The organism is Agromyces sp. GL_144, assembly GCF_057834305.1.
On the sequence record NZ_CM174399.1, the window covers coordinates 2,347,556 to 2,361,913 of the forward strand.

Below are 14,358 nucleotides of genomic sequence, written 5' to 3' on the forward strand. Positions count from 1 at the left end.
CGGCAGGCCGGACGCCGCAAAGGCGGCATCCATCTGGTTCACTTGCCTCGTGGAATCCCAGCAGTTCTTCATCCCCCTGTGGCTCGATCTCACCGCCGTCGGCCTCGGCGGCGTGCAAGGCGCCATGTTCGCCTCCGGCTTCCAGGGCCAACGCCGACTCGATCTGCTCGGCGTCGCCCTGGTCGGCATCGTCATGGGGTTCGGCGGCGGCGTGATCCGCGACCTGCTGCTCAACGAGCCGCTGCGGGCGCTGCAGAGCAACTGGTACCTCATCGTCGCCGTCGCGGCCGCACTGCTCGGCATGCTCCTGGCCGGTCCGCTCGTGCGCGTCAACGCCGTCATCGTGGGCCTCGACGCCATCGTCATCGGCATGTTCGGCGCGTTCGGCACGTCCAAGGCCCTCGGGCTCGGCCTGCCGATCCTGCCCGCCGTGTTCGTGGGCGTGGCAGCGGCGGTCGGCGGTGGCGTGCTCCGGGACATGCTGATGGGCCTGCCCATCTCGATCATGCACGTCGGCTCGCTCTACGCAGTCGCCGCAGGCGCCGGATCGATCGTTCTCGTGGTGCTGCACCTGTTCGGCGTGCCGCTGCTCATCGGCGGCATCGTCTGCGTCGTGGTGACCGCCGTCATCCGCTGGCTCGCCGTGATCTTCGATGTGTCGCTGCCCGAGCAGCGCATGCTCTACCGACGCAAGGTCGCCACCGAGACGGGCATGCTGCCGATCATCCGACCGGCAACGAGACCGGAGGCCGACTGAGACGACGGATGCCGCGTGCCGAGGGTTCGGCACGCGGCATCCGCCCGTGATCAGGCGTGGTCAGCGCCGGCGCAGGCTCGAAGCTCGCGCAGGGTCAGACGGCGACGGCCTCGCGTTCGCCGACGGCGACGTCCGTGCGGATCGCCCGGTTGACGGCGGAGACGACCGCCTTCAGCGACGCGGTGGCGATGTCGGCGTCGATGCCGACGCCCCAGAGGGTGCGACCGTCGACCTGGCACTCGACGTAGGCGGCCGCGACGGCGTCGCCGCCCGAGGACATGGCGTGCTCGCTGTAGTCGAGCACGCGCACGTCGACGCCCTCGGCGCCGAGTACCGAGAGGAATGCCGCGACCGGTCCGTTGCCGCTGCCGTCGGCCTCGACGCGCTCGTCGCCGTCGCGCAGGCCGCAGCGCACGCGCACCTCGCCGGTGAGCTCGCTCTCGGTGCGGAGCGAGAGCAGCTCGAAGCGGCCCCACTTCTCGTCGGGACGCTCGGCCGGAGCCGGCAGGTACTCGTCGTTGAAGACGCGCCAGATCTCGTCGCTGGAGACCTCGCCGCCCTCTTCGTCGGTCTTGGCCTGCACGACGCCCGAGAACTCGATCTGCAGGCGGCGCGGCAGGTCGAGCGCGTGGTCGTTCTTCAGCAGGTAGGCGACGCCGCCCTTGCCCGACTGCGAGTTGACGCGGATGACGGCCTCGTAGCTGCGACCCAGGTCGCGCGGGTCGACCGGCAGGTAGGGCACGGCCCACTCGAGGTCGTCGACGTGGATGCCACGGACCTCGGCGTCGGCGGCCATGGTCTCGAAGCCCTTCTTGATCGCGTCTTGATGCGAACCGGAGAACGCCGTGTAGACGAGGTCGCCCGCCCACGGGTGGCGCTCGGGCACCCGCAGCTGGTTGCAGTACTCGACCGTGCGCTTGACCTCGTCGATGTCGGAGAAGTCGATCTGCGGGTCGATGCCCTGCGTGAACAGGTTGACGCCGAGCGCGACGAGGTCGACGTTGCCCGTGCGCTCGCCGTTGCCGAACAGGCATCCCTCGATGCGATCGGCGCCGGCGAGGTAGCCGAGCTCGGCCGCCGCGATCGCGGTGCCGCGGTCGTTGTGCGGGTGCAGCGACAGGATCACGTTCTCGCGGTGCGCGAGGTGACGGCCCATCCACTCGATCGAGTCGGCGTAGACGTTGGGGGTCGCCATCTCGACCGTCGCCGGCAGGTTGATGATGACCTTGCGCTCGGGCGTGGGCTCGAAGATCTCGATGACCCGGTTGCACACGTCGACGGCGAACTCGAGCTCGGTGCCCGTGTAGCTCTCGGGCGAGTACTCGTAGTACACCGCGGTTCCGGGAACCGTCGCCTCCATCTCGCGGCACTTGCGGGCGCCGTGCAGGGCGATGTCGACGATGCCCTGCCGGTCGGTGCGGAAGACGACCTCGCGCTGCAGGATGCTCGTCGAGTTGTACAGGTGCACGATCGCCTGCTTGGCGCCCCTGATCGACTCGTAGGTGCGCTCGATGAGGTGGTCGCGCGCCTGCGTCAGCACCTGGATGGTGACGTCGTCGGGGACCGCGCCCTCTTCGATGAGGCTGCGCACGAAGTCGAAGTCGGTCTGGCTCGCGCTCGGGAACCCGACCTCGATCTCCTTGTAGCCCATCTTCACGAGCAGGTCGAACATGATGCGCTTGCGCTCGGGGCTCATCGGGTCGATGAGCGCCTGGTTGCCGTCTCGCAGGTCGACGGCGCACCAGCGCGGTGCGACCTCGATGCGCTTGGACGGCCAGGTGCGATCGGGCAGGTCGACGACGATCTGCTCGTGGAACGGGCGGTACCGATGCACGGGCATCGCGGACGGCTTCTGAGTGTTCTTCATGAGGTGCTTCTCTCGCTTCGCGGTGATTCAGCCGACGACGAACTCCGCAGCGAGGGAGGCCTGAGAACTAGGACTCGCTGCGGCAGCTAAGGAGAAGCAGGCCGTAAGACACGCACTTAGGCTAACACCTGATGCAACTGAGTTGCACAACGCGGTTTCACGACGTGGTGCGCAATCTGGTTGCCCGACCACGTTGCGCGATGGTGCGGGCGGACGCCTCCCCCGAGACATCCGCCCGCACGTTCCCCCTCTCGCACCCCCGTGCGAGACCTGAGCGCGACACGAGCGCCGCGAGTCGCCGAACCGGAGCTACTGCACCGCGAGCGCGACCACCGGCGACACGCGCGCCGCGCGGCGCATCGGGGCGACGGATGCCACGAGCGTGAGCACGATCGCCGCGCCGACCACGATCGCGATGATCGGCCACGGGATGGTCGGTGCCACCAGGCCCGGTGCGCCGCCCGCGGATCCGAGCATCGACTGGGCGCCCGCCCAGCCGTAGGCGGTGCCGAGCACGAGACCCGTGAGCGTCGCCGCCACGGTGAGCGCCGCGGCCTCGAGCATGACCATCACGCGGATCTGCCACCGGTCGAAGCCGAGTGCGCGCAGCAGGCCGAGCTCGCGCGTGCGCTGCAGGATGCTGATCGAGAGCGTGTTGACGAGCCCGACGGCCGCGATGACGGCACTGAAGCCGATGAGCGTCGAGAACACGGCGACCGTGCCGTCGATCAGCGGACCGAGTTCGTCCTGCATCTCGGGCTGCGCGGCCGTCGCGGCGAGCACCATGGTGCGGTAGGACTCCATCGTGACGGCGAACGTCGTGACGAGCGTCACTCCGATCACGAGGCCGACCGTCATGCGCGCCGAGCGCTCGGGGTGACGCACCGCGTTCTCAGCGGCGAGGCGCGCCACGGGGCCGTCGCCGAACAGGCGGCCGACGGCACGCAGCACGGGCGGCATGATGCGGTGCGCGGCGAGCACGATCGCGGTGAACGAGAGGATGCCGCCGAGGAGACCGAGGAGCACGCCCTCGGGCCGCACGAGCCCCACGAGCACGCCGAGCACGAGCAGGGCGGCGCCGAGCACGCCGAGCACCCACGCGGCGACGGCAAGTCCGGTTCGCTTGGAGACCGTCTCGAGATCGACCTCCGCCGAGTTGCCGAGCGCCTGCGACGGACGCACGCTCAGCACGTGACGCGAACCCGCCCACGCCGCGAGCCAGGTCGTCACGACGACGGCGAGCATCGGCAGCAGCACGCTGGGATCCAGCACCGAGCGATCGAACGCGGGGATGCTCCCCTGCGCGACGCCGATCTCGCCGAGCGCCCAGGCCGCCCCGGTGCCGACCACGCCGCCGAGCACCGCACCGGCGATGCCGACGAGCAGGCCCTCCCGGGCGATCGCGGCGCGCTGCGCGCGGGCGCTCGAGCCGATGAGCCGGTAGAGGGCGATCAGGCGGGTCCGACCGGCGACGACGGTGGCGACGGTGTTGGCGGTGACCACGGCGCTGACGTACACGGCGATCGTGATGAAGACGCCCGCGACGAGTCCGAGCATGAGCCGTACGGTTCCCGACTCCGCGGCGCCGGACTCCTCGATGACGGCCGCGAGGATGCCCGTGATCTGCAGCAGCGCGACGCCGAAGGCGGCCGCGAGCGTCGCCACGAGCAGGGTCGGGCCCTGGTCCCGCAGGCGCGTCATGCCGCCTGCTCCATGGCGAGCATGTACGAGCTGATCTCCTCGGGCGTCGAGCGGCCCATGTCGCGCACGATGCGGCCGTCGGCGAGGTACAGGATGCGATCCGCGTGGCTCGCGGCGACCGGGTCGTGCGTGACCATCGCGATCGACTGCCCGTAGCGAGAGGATGCCGAGGCGAGCAGCCCGAGCACCTCGCGCCCGGTGCGCGAGTCGAGGTTGCCCGTCGGCTCGTCGGCGAAGACGAGATCGGGCCGGGTCGCGAGCGCGCGGGCGATGGCCACCCGCTGCTGCTGGCCGCCCGAGAGCTCATGCGGGCGGTGGCGCAGGCGCGAGTTCAGGCCGAGCGTGTCGAGGAGCTCGTCGATCCAGGCCTGCTCGTCCTTGCTCGGGCGGCGTCCGTCGAGATCGAAGGGCAGCGCGACGTTCGCCCGGACGTCGAGCGTCGGCACCAGGTTGAACGACTGGAAGACGAAGCCGACGCGGCGGCGACGGAGGACGGTCAGTGCGGAATCCGACAGCTCCGTGACATCCGTGTCGCCCAGCCACACGCGACCCGACGTCGGCGAATCGAGCCCCGCCATGATGTGCATGAGCGTCGACTTGCCCGAGCCCGACGGGCCCATGATGGCGGTGAACTCGCCGCGACGGAGGCCGATCGAGACGTCGTCGAGCGCGGTGACCGCACTGGAGCCGGATCCGTACTGCTTGCCGAGCGAGACGACGCGGGCGATGAGGCCGAGGTCGGTGGGAGTGATCTGCATGTCTTCGACGTTACGGACGCCGGGGCGCCGGGTCATCGGACGGCGGGATGGTCGCGCGTCATCCCAGCGGATGACGTTTCTCAGGAGCCACCCCGCCGAACCGACCGCTTCTCAGGAGGAATCGCGCCCGGATGCCGCCCCGCGGGGAAAAACTCCTGAGAAAAGCGAAGGGTCAGGCGTCGGGGAGGTCGTGCTCGTAGGCGAAGACGACGAGCTGGACGCGGTCGCGGAGCCCGAGCTTCGCGAGGATGCGGCTCACATGCGTCTTCACGGTCGCCTCCGAGAGGAACTCGGAGGCCGCGATCTCGCCGTTCGAGAGCCCGCGCGCCGCGAGCCCGAAGATCTCCCGCTCGCGCGGCGTGAGCTCCGTCCACGACGCAGGCGCCGGGCGACGGCCGCTCCCCCGCGCGACATGCTCGAACAGGGCACGCGTCGCGCTCGCCGCGATGACCTGGTTGCCCTGGTGCACGGTGCGGATCGCCGCGAGCAGGAACTCGGGGTCGGCATCCTTCAGCACGAACCCGCTCGCACCCGCCCGGATCGCCCGCGCCGCGTTCTCGTCGAGGTCGAAGGTGGTCAGCACGAGGATGCGGGGCGCGCTGCGTCCGTCGCGATCGGCCTCCGCGAGGATGCGTTCGGTCGCCTGGATCCCGTCGAGCAGCGGCATCCGCACGTCCATGAGCACCACGTCGGCCGCAGTCGAGGCGAGCAGGGATGCCGCGGCGACGCCGTCGCCGGCCTCGCCGACGACCTCGAGGTCGGGCTGCGACTCCACGAGCATGCGCACGCCGGCGCGGAACAACGCCTGGTCGTCGACGAGGACGACGCGCACGACACCGGTGCGGCCGGCGGTCATGCGGGCACCCCCGGCTGCGCGGGGATCCGCGCGAGCACGCGGAACACGCCGTCGACCGGTTGCGCGAGCAGCGTTCCGCCCACGAGCTGCGCACGCTCGCGCATGCCCGTGAGTCCGTGTCGTGCCGAGATGGGGGCCGTCGTCGGGGCCGGCCCCGCGGCATCCGCCCTCAGGTAGTTGGAGACCTCGAGATCGACGCCGCCATCGTGCCAGGTGAGGCGCAGCGCGACCGGCCGCGTCGTGTCGCCGTGGCGCAGCGCGTTCGTCAGCCCCTCCTGCACGATGCGGTAGACGGCGATCTGGTGCCCGGTGCCGAGCTCGCGCCGCACGCCGTGCTCCTCGAAGACGACATCGAGCCCGGCACCCGTCACGCCCTCGACGAGTCCGCTCAGGTCGTCGAGCACGGGCTGCGGCGCCCCGCCCTCATGGTGGCGGAGCTCCGCGAGCAGCACCCGCACATCGCCCAGCGCGCCGCGAGCCACGCCCGAGATGGTCGAGAGTGCCTCGGATGCCGCGTCGGGTCGGGTCTTGGCCGCGAAGCGGGCCCCGTCGGCCTGGGCGATCACGACCGCGAGCGAATGCGCGACGACATCGTGCATGTCTCGGGCGATGCGATTGCGCTCCTGCTCGACCGAGTACCGGTACTCGGCGAGCGACCGCTCGCGATTCGCGACCTCTTCACGGCGCCGCACCTCGCGTCCGTCGCGCACCGAACGTGCGAGCAGTCCGGCCGTCCACGCGAGCACGAGCAGCGCGACCGAGGCGACGAACACGAACCCCGCACCGATGAAGACGTTGGCGCCGAGCCCGGTGACGCCGTCGGCGAGCGGCTTCACGAACTGCAGGTACGCCGTGGCGATGAGCGCACCGCCGATCGCCGAGGCGAGGCCCAGCCACTTGACGAGCCGGCCCCCGTGCGCCGCGCAGGAGTAGAGCACGCCGAGCACCGCGAAGTCGTAGAACTGCAGGTCGCGCAGGGCGGCCATCTGCACCGTGGCGGCGGCCCACGCGACGCCGAGCGACCATGGCGGTGCGAACCGCCGCACGGCCAGTGCGCCGGCGAACATCGCGAGCGCGAAGAAGTCGGCGGCGTTGCCGAGCAGGGCGAACGGCAGCGCGATGAGCGCGAAGACGACGGCGAGGACGATGTCGGTCCTCAACTGCGCGCGGCTGATCGGGGTGTCGGTCACCGATCCACCGTACGCGTCACCGTTGCCGGCCGCCCTGTTCCACGCCCGAAATCATCCTCGAGTCGTACGGGCGCCGGCTGCGGCGGGCCGTCGCGCTCCAGCGCCGTGCCGGGCCATGCCGTGCCGGGTCGGCGACTGCGGCCGACTCAGAACCCGAGGCGCCCGAGCTGCTTGGGGTCGCGCTGCCAGTCCTTCGCGACCTTGATGTGCAGCGCCAGGTAGACCTTGCGGCCGAGCAGGCCCTCGATCTGCGCACGCGCGGTGGCGCCGACCTCGCGCAACCGCGAGCCGCCCTTGCCGATGATGATGCCCTTCTGGCTGTCGCGCTCGACGTAGAGGTTGGCGTAGATCTCGAGCAGGTCCTTGTCTTCGCGCTCGACCATGTCGTCGACGATCACGGCGATCGAGTGCGGCAGCTCGTCGGTCACGCCCTCGAGCGCGGCCTCGCGGATGAACTCGGCGATGCGCTCGGAGGTGTCTTCGTCGGTGAGCGTCTCGGCGGGGTACAGCGGCTGGCTCGACTCGGGCAGCAGCGTCAGCAGCTCGTCGACGAGCACCTCGAGCTGGTCGCCCTCGGGCGCCGAGACCGGCACGATCGCGTCCCACTCGCGCAGTTCGGAGACGGCGAGCAGCTGCTCGGCGATCTTCGACTTCGACGCGGCATCGGTCTTGGTGACGATCGCGACCTTCTTGGCCCGCGGGTACTGGTCGAGCTGCTCGTTGATGAACCGGTCGCCGGGACCGATCGGCTCGTTCGCGGGCGCGCAGAACGCGATGACATCGACATCGCCGAGCGTGGACTGCACGAGCGAGTTCAGCCGTTCGCCGAGCAGGGTGCGCGGTCGGTGCAGCCCAGGGGTGTCGACGAGGATGAGCTGGCCGTTCTCGCGGTGCACGATGCCGCGGATCGCCCGGCGCGTGGTCTGCGGCTTCGAGCTCGTGATCGCCACCTTCTCGCCGACGAGGGCGTTCGTGAGCGTCGACTTGCCGACGTTCGGCCGCCCCACGAACGAGACGAATCCGGCGCGGTATTCAGCCACGGTGCTTCCTTCCATCGGGGTCCCCTGGCTCGAACGCGGTCTGCGCGTCGATGAGGGCCTGATCGCGCTCGACGAGGATCGTCGAGATGCGCTTCCTGCGTCCTTCGGTGCGCTCGGCCTCGAGGACGAGCCCCGACACCATGGCGCGCTCGCCGGGCTGCGCGAGCCGGCCGAGCCCCTTCGCGAGCAGGCCGCCGGCCGAGTCGACGTCTTCGTCGTCGAGCTCGAGGCCGAACACCTCGCCGAGCTCGTCGACCGGCAGTCGCGCGCTGACGCGGTAGCGCCCGCCGCCGAGGTCCTCGACCTGCACGGCCTCGCGGTCGTACTCGTCGGAGATGTCGCCGACGAGCTCCTCGATGACGTCTTCGAGCGTCACGAGACCGGCGATGCCGCCGTACTCGTCGACGACCATCGCGAGGTGGTTCTTGTCGAGCTGCATCTGACGCAGCAGCGCATCGGCCTTCATCGAGTCGGGCACGAAGACGGCGGGGCGCACGAGCTCACCGACGGTCAGGTCGCCGGCATCGAGCGGGCGCTCGAACCCGAGTCGCGCCAGGTCGCGCAGGTACAGGATGCCGGCGACGTCGTCGGCATCGTTCTCGATGACGGGGATGCGCGAATAGCCGGCGTTCAGGAAGAGCGCCATGGCCTGCGCGAGATGGGCGGTGGCGTCGATCGTCACCATGTCGGTGCGCGGGATCATGACCTCGCGCGCGACCGTGTCGTTGAACTCGAAGATGGAGTGGATGAGCTCGCGGTCGTTCTCTTCGAGCACGTCGAGCTCGGTGGCCTCGTCGACCATGCTCAACAGCTGCTCTTCGCTGGACACGCCCGCGAACCGGATGCGGCCGGGCGTCACCCGGTTGCCGAGCGAGACGAGGGCGTTGGCGAGCGGTCCGAGCAGGACGCGCAGGAAGTGCACGAGCGGGGCGGTGAGCCGGAGCACGACCTCGGCGTGCGCCCGACCGACGCTGCGGGGGCTCGCCCCGACGAGCACGAACGACACGGCCGTCATGATGAGCGCCGACCAGAGCAGCACCCACCACACGTTGTCGAGGAACGACACGAACGCGAGCGTCACGAGCACGGCCGCCGTGGTCTCGGCGATGATGCGCACGAAGTTCACGGCGTTGATGTGCGCGCCCGTGTCGTCGGCGATGGCCAGCAGTGATCGACGCGAACGCGAGCCGACCGCGAGGTCGGAGACATCCGCTCGGCTCGTGGCCCCGAGTGCGGAGTCGACCGCGGCCATCAGGCCGCCGAACGCGACGAGCACGAGGGCCGCGCCGAGGAAGAGCCAGGGTTGCATGGTCAGCGGCGGCGTTCCTGCATCGTGAAGCCCACGAGCAGGTCGCGCTGCAGCCCGAACATCTCCTTCTCGTCTTCGGGCTCGGCGTGGTCGAACCCGAGCAGGTGCAGCATGCCGTGCGTCGTCAGCAGGGTGAGCTCATCGACGAGCGGATGCCCCGCCGCGCGCGCCTGGGTCTCGGCGACCTGCGGGCACAGCACGACGTCGCCGAGCAGTCCGGGCGGCGTCGGGTTCTCGTCGCTGCCCGGGCGCAGCTCGTCCATGGGGAAGCTCAGCACGTCGGTCGGGCCGGGCTCGTCCATCCACTGCACGTGGAGCTGCTCCATCGCTCCCTCGTCGACGAGCACGATCGCGAGCTCGGCGTCCTGGTGCACGTGCAGCGCGTCGAGGACGTACACGGCGAGCCGCTGCAGCACGGTCTCGTCGACCTCGATCGCGGATTCGTTGTTGACCTCGATGCTCACGAGTTGCTGCCCCTTCGAGGGAGGTGGTCGCGCGGGGCGGCATGCCCGCGTCGTTCGGCGCGGTTCGCGAACTCGCGCGCCTGGTCGCGCTCGAACCGCTGCGCCTGTGCGCGCTGGTCGTACTCGGTGTAGGCGTCGACGATGCGCCCGACGAGCGTGTGCCGTACCACGTCGTCGCTCGTGAGCCGCGAGAAGTGGATGTCCTCGACGTGGTCGAGGATGCGCGTGACGGTTCGCAGGCCGCTCGCGCCGCCGGGCAGGTCGATCTGCGTGATGTCGCCCGTGACGACCATCTTCGAGCCGAACCCGAGTCGCGTGAGGAACATCTTCATCTGCTCGGGCGTCGTGTTCTGCGCCTCGTCGAGCACGACGAACGAGTCGTTCAGCGTTCGGCCGCGCATGTACGCGAGTGGGGCGACCTCGACCGTGCCCGAGGCGAGGAGCTTCGGGACCATCTCGGGGTCCATCATCTCGTTGAGCGCGTCGTAGAGCGGGCGCAGGTAGGGGTCGATCTTGTCGGTCAGCGTGCCCGGCAGGAACCCGAGCCGCTCACCGGCCTCGACCGCCGGCCTGGTCAGGATGATGCGGCTGACCTCCTTGCGCTGCAGGGCCTGCACGGCCTTCGCCATGGCGAGGTAGGTCTTGCCGGTGCCGGCCGGGCCGATGCCGAACACGATCGTGTGCTCGTCGATGGCGTCGACGTAGGCGCGCTGGCCCTCGGTCTTGGGCCGGATCGTCTTGCCTCGCGACGAGACGATGACCTGCCCGAGCAGCTCGGACGGACGGGAATCGGGATCGGCGTCGATCATGCGGGCCGAGCTCCTCACTTCGGTGGGTGTCGGGTCTTGACCGGCTCGCACGAGCTCGAGCAGCTCTTCGATGAGCCGGCGGACCTTGCGTCGTTCGTCGGCCTCGCCGCGGATGCCGATCTCGTTGCCGCGCACGTGCACCTCGACGCCCGGGTACTCGCGCTGCACCGTGGTGAGCAGGCGGTCTTGGGGTCCGAGGAGCCGCACCATCGCGATGCCGTCGATGCGCAGGCGCTCCTCGTCGTCGCGCGCGGCCTCAGCGGGCGCCGACTCAGCGCCGGAGGACACGATCTCGTGCTGCGGGTCATCCGCCAAGCGAGGCCTCCTCGAGGCCGCCGGCCAACACGTGGGCGTGCACGTGGAAGACGGTCTGGCCTGCCCCGGCGCCCGTGTTGAACACGAGGCGGAAGTCGCCGTCGGCGAGGTCGGCCGCGATGTCGCGTGCGACGCCGACGAGCTCGGCCAGCAGCCCGGGGTCGCCCGCCGCGAGTTCGACGACGTCGCGGTAGGTGCCGACCTTCGTCGTGACGACCACGTGCACCGGCGCCTTGGGGGCGATGTCGTGGAACGCGATCACGCGCGAGGTCTCGGCGACGATGTTCGCGGGGATCTCACGCGCGACGATGCGCTCGAAGATGGTCGGCTCGGCCTCGGCTGCGGTCATGACTCCATCGTACCGACGGATGTCTCACCACCGCCCGAGTTCGGCGTTCAGCACGGCGATCGCCGCCGGGCCCGCCGTCGAGGCGCGCAGCACCGACGCGCCGAGCCGCACGGCTTCGGCGCCGGCGGCGACGAGCCGCTCGATCTCGGCGGGTGCGATGCCGCCCTCGGGCCCGACGACGAGCACGAGATCACGGCCGTCGTGGCGGATGCCCGTGAGCGGCGTCTCGGCGGTGGGCTCGAGCAGGAGCACGCGGGCGCCGTCGGCCAGGGCCGCGAGGCCCGCGGTCGTGGTGAGCGGTGCGACCTGCGGCATCCACGCGCGGATGGACTGCTTGGTCGCCTCGCGCACGATGCTCGCCCAGCGGGCGCGACCCTTCTCGGCCTTCGGGCCCTCCCAGCGCGAGACCGAACGACTCGCCGACCACGGCACGATGGCGTCGACCCCGAGTTCGGTGGCCGCCTGCACCGCCAGTTCGTCACGGTCGCCCTTGGCGAGCGCCTGCACGAGCGTGATCCGGGGGCTCGACGCGGGCGTCGCCTCGACCGAGACGACCTCGAGCACGAGTTCGCGTGGCGCCGCCTCGACGACCGTGCACTGCGCGAGTGTTCCCCGCCCGTCGCCGACCGCGACCCGCTCGCCCGAACGCAGCCGAGACACCGTCACGGCGTGCCTGGCCTCGTCGCCGGTGAGGCGCACCTCGTCGCCGGCAGTCACGGCGGCGAGGTCGAGCGACTCGTCGAGGTACAGGTGGCTCATCGCGGTGCTCTAGCCGAGGAACCGGTCGCGCAGGCGTGCGAACAGGCCCTGCTGGAAGTGGCTGAGCGCCGGTGCGGGCGCCTTCTTCGAGGCCGCGAACTGCTGCACGAGGTCGCGCTCCTTCGAGGAGAGCTTGGTCGGGGTCAGGACCTGCACTCCGACCTTGAGGTCGCCGCGGCCGTTGCCGCGGAGCTTCGTGACGCCGCGGTCCTTGACCGTGAGGATCTCGCCGCTCTGCAGGCCGGCCCTGATCTCGACGTCGACGTCGCCGTCGAGCGCCTCGATCTTCGCCGTGGTGCCGAGGATCGCGTCGGTCATCGAGATCTCGAGCGTCGCCAGCAGGTCGTCGCCGTTGCGGCTGAAGACGTCGTGGTTCTTGACCTTGATCTCGAGGTAGAGGTCGCCGTTGGGGCCGCCGGCGGGGCCGGCCTCGCCCGAGCCGGGCATCTGCAGGCGCACGCCCGTGTCGACGCCCGCGGGGATGTCGACCGGCACGGTGCGGCGGGAGCGAACGCGGCCCTGGCCCTGGCACGTCACGCAGGGCGTCGCGATGACCGTGCCGTAGCCGCGGCAGGTGCCGCAGGGGCTCGAGGTCATGACGTTGCCGAGCAGCGAGCGAACGGCGCGCTGGATCGAGCCGGTGCCGTGGCACATGTCGCAGGTGACGGGGGCCGTGCCGGGCTGGCAGCACGACCCGTTGCACGTCTGGCAGACGACGGCCGTGTCGACCTCGATCTCGCGGTGCGTGCCGAAGACGACCTCGTCGAGGCCGACCTCGACGCGGATGAGCGCGTCTTGACCCCGCTCGCGGCGCGACCTCGGCCCGCGGGTCTGCTGCCCGGCCCCGAAGAACGTCTCGAAGATGTCGCCGAACCCGCCGAAGCCCTGCGCGCCGCCGAACCCACCCTGATCGCCCAGGTCGTACTGCTGGCGCTGCTTCGGGTCGGAGAGCACGTCGTATGCATGCGTGACGGACTTGAAGCGTTCGGATGCCTCGGCACCCGGATTCACGTCGGGGTGCAGTTCTCGGGCGAGACGGCGGTAGGCCTTCTTGATCTCGTCTGGGGTGGCCTCGCGTGAGACGCCGAGGACCTCGTAGTGGTCTGCCACGGAGGGCGTGTCCTTTCGATTGCGAAAAGCCGGTGGGGGCCGGCCTGCTCAGTTCTCGCCGAGCGTGCGGGAGAGGTATCGGGCGACCGCGCGAACGGCCGCGATGCTGTGCGAATAGTCCATGCGGGTGGGCCCCACGACACCGAGCCGCGAGACGTCGCGGCCCGGGATCTCGAAGGCGCTCGAGAGCACGGATGCATCGCCGAGGCCGAACGAGGCGTTCTCGCGACCGATGCGCACGGCCACGGGATGCTCGTCGGCAGCCATCTCGCCGAAGAGGCGCAGCAGCACGACCTGCTCCTCGATGGCCTCGATGACGCCGAGGATCGATCCGGCGAAGTCCTGTTCGGTGCGCACGAGGTTCGCGGCGCCCGCGACGACCAGGCGATCCTGCCGCTGCGCGCGCGCCTGCTCGGCGAGGGTGGTCGCGAGGGTGCGGAGCACCTCGGCATCGACCCGGGCGACGTCGTCGAATGCGCCGGAGAGCGCGTCCGCGGCATCCGCCATGGCCTTGCCGCCCACGACCTCGTTGAGGCGTGCACGGAGCAGCGAGAGGGTCTCGTCGTCGATGGGGTGCGGGAGTTCGGTGACGCGCTGCTCGACCTGGCCGGAATCGGTGATGAGGATGCAGAGCACCCGGTCGGGCGCGAGGGAGACGAGTTCGACGTGACGCACGCGCGCGCTGCCGAAGCTCGGGTACTGCACGACCGCGAGCTGCCTGGTCAGCTGTGCGATCAGCCGGACCGTGCGCGCGAGCAGCTCGTCGAGGTCGCTGGACTCGCCGAGGAACGTCTCGATCGCGTGCCGCTGGGCGCGGGTCATCGGACGCACCTCGGTGAGCTGGTCGACGAACACGCGATAGCCCTTGTCGGTGGGGATGCGGCCCGACGAGGTGTGCGGGGCCGCGATCAGTTCCTCTTCTTCGAGCAGGGCCATGTCGTTGCGGATCGTCGCCGCCGAGACCCCGAACGCGTGCCGCTCGACGATCGCCTTCGAGCCGACGGGCTCGCGGGAGGCGACGTAGTCCTGCACGATCGCCCTGAGGACGGCGAGGCTGCGTTCGGAGACCATGTT

Annotated in this window: 14 protein-coding genes; 1 reads left to right on the plus strand and 13 read right to left on the minus strand. The window is 70.5% G+C overall.

From position 1 onward, the window contains the following. Positions 1-49: 49 nt before the first annotated feature. On the plus strand, positions 50-757 hold the full coding sequence (locus AC3IPY_RS10680) for a trimeric intracellular cation channel family protein (protein WP_489184274.1): 708 nt from the start codon (positions 50-52) through the stop codon (positions 755-757). Between the two features lie 94 nt (positions 758-851). Here the strand turns inward: AC3IPY_RS10680 and leuA are convergent, their stop codons facing one another. The 13 genes from leuA to hrcA all read right to left on the minus strand — a co-directional run bounded on the left by leuA (position 852) and on the right by hrcA (position 14,355). Beyond that, complete coding sequence (gene leuA, locus AC3IPY_RS10685; RefSeq protein ID WP_489184275.1) at positions 852-2,624, minus strand: 2-isopropylmalate synthase; 1,773 nt, start codon at positions 2,622-2,624, stop codon at positions 852-854. Positions 2,625-2,933: 309 nt separating this feature from the next. Continuing rightward, the gene (locus AC3IPY_RS10690) at positions 2,934-4,325 is read right to left on the minus strand and encodes an ABC transporter permease (protein WP_489184276.1); all 1,392 of its coding nucleotides are present in this window, start codon (positions 4,323-4,325) and stop codon (positions 2,934-2,936) included. After that, positions 4,322-5,083, minus strand: coding sequence for an ABC transporter ATP-binding protein (locus AC3IPY_RS10695; protein WP_489184277.1), 762 nt, complete (start codon positions 5,081-5,083; stop codon positions 4,322-4,324). Before AC3IPY_RS10695 ends, AC3IPY_RS10690 begins: the two co-directional genes overlap by 4 nt. Before the next feature lie 172 nt (positions 5,084-5,255). Next, positions 5,256-5,939, minus strand: coding sequence for a response regulator (locus AC3IPY_RS10700; protein WP_489184278.1), 684 nt, complete (start codon positions 5,937-5,939; stop codon positions 5,256-5,258). Beyond that, positions 5,936-7,129, minus strand: a complete 1,194-nt coding sequence (locus AC3IPY_RS10705; RefSeq protein WP_489184279.1) for a sensor histidine kinase — start codon at positions 7,127-7,129, stop codon at positions 5,936-5,938. Before AC3IPY_RS10705 ends, AC3IPY_RS10700 begins: the two co-directional genes overlap by 4 nt. Positions 7,130-7,275: 146 nt before the next feature. After that, entirely contained in the window at positions 7,276-8,184 is a 909-nt protein-coding gene (gene era, locus AC3IPY_RS10710) for a GTPase Era (protein WP_489184280.1), read from the minus strand. Further along, the gene (locus tag AC3IPY_RS10715) at positions 8,162-9,478 is read right to left on the minus strand and encodes a hemolysin family protein (protein ID WP_489184281.1); all 1,317 of its coding nucleotides are present in this window, start codon (positions 9,476-9,478) and stop codon (positions 8,162-8,164) included. The genes era and AC3IPY_RS10715 overlap by 23 nt, the downstream gene beginning before the upstream one ends. Positions 9,479-9,480: 2 nt before the next feature. Continuing rightward, positions 9,481-9,942, minus strand: a complete 462-nt coding sequence (ybeY, locus tag AC3IPY_RS10720; protein WP_434072225.1) for an rRNA maturation RNase YbeY — start codon at positions 9,940-9,942, stop codon at positions 9,481-9,483. Beyond that, a complete protein-coding gene (locus AC3IPY_RS10725) occupies positions 9,939-11,066 on the minus strand; it encodes a PhoH family protein (protein ID WP_489184282.1) in 1,128 nt (375 codons plus the stop codon). Before AC3IPY_RS10725 ends, ybeY begins: the two co-directional genes overlap by 4 nt. Then, positions 11,056-11,415: an HIT domain-containing protein gene (locus AC3IPY_RS10730; RefSeq protein WP_489184283.1), complete on the minus strand. Its 360-nt coding sequence runs from the start codon at positions 11,413-11,415 to the stop codon at positions 11,056-11,058. Before AC3IPY_RS10730 ends, AC3IPY_RS10725 begins: the two co-directional genes overlap by 11 nt. A gap of 24 nt (positions 11,416-11,439) precedes the next feature. After that, the gene (locus AC3IPY_RS10735) at positions 11,440-12,174 is read right to left on the minus strand and encodes a 16S rRNA (uracil(1498)-N(3))-methyltransferase (protein WP_489184284.1); all 735 of its coding nucleotides are present in this window, start codon (positions 12,172-12,174) and stop codon (positions 11,440-11,442) included. 9 nt (positions 12,175-12,183) lie between these two features. Beyond that, entirely contained in the window at positions 12,184-13,284 is a 1,101-nt protein-coding gene (gene dnaJ, locus AC3IPY_RS10740; protein ID WP_489184285.1) for a molecular chaperone DnaJ, read from the minus strand. 48 nt (positions 13,285-13,332) lie between these two features. Next, complete coding sequence (gene hrcA / locus AC3IPY_RS10745) at positions 13,333-14,355, minus strand: heat-inducible transcriptional repressor HrcA (RefSeq protein ID WP_489184286.1); 1,023 nt, start codon at positions 14,353-14,355, stop codon at positions 13,333-13,335. Between the last annotated feature and the right edge of the window lie 3 nt (positions 14,356-14,358).

What these genes read in the sequence shown, in the direction of transcription:
- leuA (WP_489184275.1), bottom strand. Translation starts at nt 2,624, where the DNA reads ATGAAGAACACTCAGAAGCCGTCCGCGATGCCCGTGCATCGGTACCGC.
- AC3IPY_RS10690 (WP_489184276.1), bottom strand. Translation starts at nt 4,325, where the DNA reads ATGACGCGCCTGCGGGACCAGGGCCCGACCCTGCTCGTGGCGACGCTC.
- AC3IPY_RS10695 (WP_489184277.1), bottom strand. Translation starts at nt 5,083, where the DNA reads ATGCAGATCACTCCCACCGACCTCGGCCTCATCGCCCGCGTCGTCTCG.
- AC3IPY_RS10700 (WP_489184278.1), bottom strand. Translation starts at nt 5,939, where the DNA reads ATGACCGCCGGCCGCACCGGTGTCGTGCGCGTCGTCCTCGTCGACGAC.
- era (WP_489184280.1), bottom strand. Translation starts at nt 8,184, where the DNA reads ATGGAAGGAAGCACCGTGGCTGAATACCGCGCCGGATTCGTCTCGTTC.
- AC3IPY_RS10715 (WP_489184281.1), bottom strand. Translation starts at nt 9,478, where the DNA reads ATGCAACCCTGGCTCTTCCTCGGCGCGGCCCTCGTGCTCGTCGCGTTC.
- AC3IPY_RS10730 (WP_489184283.1), bottom strand. Translation starts at nt 11,415, where the DNA reads ATGACCGCAGCCGAGGCCGAGCCGACCATCTTCGAGCGCATCGTCGCG.
- AC3IPY_RS10735 (WP_489184284.1), bottom strand. Translation starts at nt 12,174, where the DNA reads ATGAGCCACCTGTACCTCGACGAGTCGCTCGACCTCGCCGCCGTGACT.
- hrcA (WP_489184286.1), bottom strand. Translation starts at nt 14,355, where the DNA reads ATGGTCTCCGAACGCAGCCTCGCCGTCCTCAGGGCGATCGTGCAGGAC.